Here is a 1,915-nt window from a genome sequence, read left to right on the forward strand (position 1 = left end):
GCCGGGGGTGACCGGGGGGCGCGGGACTGGCTCGCGGGCCGCACCGACCTCCGCCTCGTCGAGTGCGGCGACCTCGGAACCGGCGCGGACGTCGACACCCCCGCCGACCTCCCACCCGGACCGCGGGACTGATTCCCGCAGTCCGGAGGCGGACCGTGCCGTGGCGCCGGGTGTGGCCGGGCGGGCGAGGTGGGGCCGGGCTGCCGTTAGGCTCGGTCCTGTGACAGCGGACACCACCGACAGCGACAGCACCCCCGACCACCCCCCCGTCGGCCCGCCCGACGGGGGTGGCGACGCGGCGGCCGTGCCGGCGGTCCCGACGGTCGACTCGCCGGACGAACTGGCCGGACTGCTGGAGAACACCGGCTACCTCGCCGACACCGGGGTCGCCACGGCCGCGTTCCTCGCCCTGCGGATGGGCAGGCCCCTGTTCTGCGAGGGCGAGCCCGGCACCGGGAAGACGTCGCTGGCCGTGTCCCTGGCCGGGGCGCTGGGCCTGCCCCTGATCCGGCTCCAGTGCCACGAGGGCATCGACGCGGGGCAGGCACTGTACGAATGGGACTTTCCCCGGCAGCTGCTGCACCTGCGGGCGCTGGAGGCGGTCGAGGGCGGACGGCTCGACGTGGACACCGCCGAACAGTCCCTCTACACCGAACGGTTCCTGCTGGCCCGGCCGCTGCTGCGGGCGTTGACGACGGCGCCGTGCGTGCTGCTGGTCGACGAGATCGACCGCGCCGACGACGAGTTCGAGGCGTTCCTGCTGCAACTGCTCGACGAGAACGCCGTCACCATCCCCGAGTACGGGGAGGTGCGCGCGGCGGCGCCCCCGCTGGTGGTGCTCACCTCGAACCGTGTCCGCGAGGTCCATGACGCGCTGAAGCGCCGGTGTCTGTACCACTGGCTCGAACACCCCGGCCTGGAGCGGGAGATCGCGATCCTCCGCGGCCGGGTCCCCGGACTCGGCGAGCGGCTGGCCCGCCAGGTCGCCGAGGCGGTCGGGCGGCTGCGCACGCGGGAGCTGCTCAAACCGCCGGGCGTGGCCGAGGCGCTGGACTGGGCCCGGGCCCTGGCCACCCTCGGCCGGGACACCCTGGACGCCGAGTCGGCCGCCGCGACCCTCGGCACGGTGCTCAAGTACAGCGAGGACCTCGACCGCGTCCGCGCCGACCTGGACACCCTCCTCACCTGACCCCGCGAGTCGCCACCCCGGAACGCCGAGTCGCCACCCCAGCCCCGCGAGTCGCCACTCCATAACGGCGAGTCGGCACTCCAGCACGGCGAGTCGGCACTCGAGGACGGTGAGTCGACGCCGGGCGACGGCGGACCCGTTCAGTGCGGTAATGAGGGAAGACGGACCGGCGGACCGGCCGCGCCGCATCGCGGGTCCGGAGTGCCAACATGCGGGTCCGGAGTGCCAACATGCGGGTCCGGAGTGGCAACTCGCGGGCCTAAGATGGCGACTCGCGGGTCTGGAGCGCCAACTCGCGGGCTCGGAGTGGCGACTCGCGGGCTCGGAGTGGCGACTCGCGGTGCCCCTGGGGGTGACTTGCGGGGCAGAATGGGGGGATGAGCACCTCCGGGGTCGTCGGCGACCCGCTGCCCGGGCTCGTCGGATTCGCCGCGGCGCTGCGGGAGTCCGGGGTGAGCTGTGACGCGCGCCGGGTGCGGGCGTACCTCGACGCCGTCGAGCGGGTCGACGCCGCCGACGTCGGGCAGATCTACTGGGCCGGCCGGGTCACCCTGTGTTCCGAACCCGACGACCTGCCCCGGTACGACCGGGCGTTCGCCGCGTGGTTCGGCGCCGAGTCGCCCGACCGGGGGTCGCGGGGCACCCCGGTTGCCGTCCAGCCCCGCATCGCCGCCCTGTCGTCCCGGGAGTCCGGCGACGGCGAGGGCACCGAGGCGGCCGATCCGA

General features: G+C 74.8%; 1 protein-coding gene and 2 pseudogenes. All 3 read left to right on the forward strand.

Annotated features, from left to right (window positions below):
* A pseudogene (locus tag ACTIR_RS26965) lies at positions 1-132 on the forward strand (nucleotidyltransferase family protein); the annotation flags it as partial.
* A 172-nt stretch (positions 133-304) separates the two neighbouring features.
* Positions 305-1,189 carry an AAA family ATPase gene (locus tag ACTIR_RS0119755; protein ID WP_026455570.1) on the forward strand — a complete coding sequence of 295 codons (885 nt, stop codon included), beginning with the start codon at positions 305-307 and terminating at the stop codon, positions 1,187-1,189.
* A gap of 377 nt (positions 1,190-1,566) precedes the next feature.
* Positions 1,567-1,915, forward strand: a pseudogene (locus ACTIR_RS24490) (hypothetical protein); the annotation flags it as partial.

Source organism: Saccharomonospora iraqiensis subsp. iraqiensis (genome assembly GCF_000430445.1).
In the GTDB taxonomy this organism is placed as follows: Bacteria; Actinomycetota; Actinomycetes; order Mycobacteriales; family Pseudonocardiaceae; genus Saccharomonospora; species Saccharomonospora iraqiensis.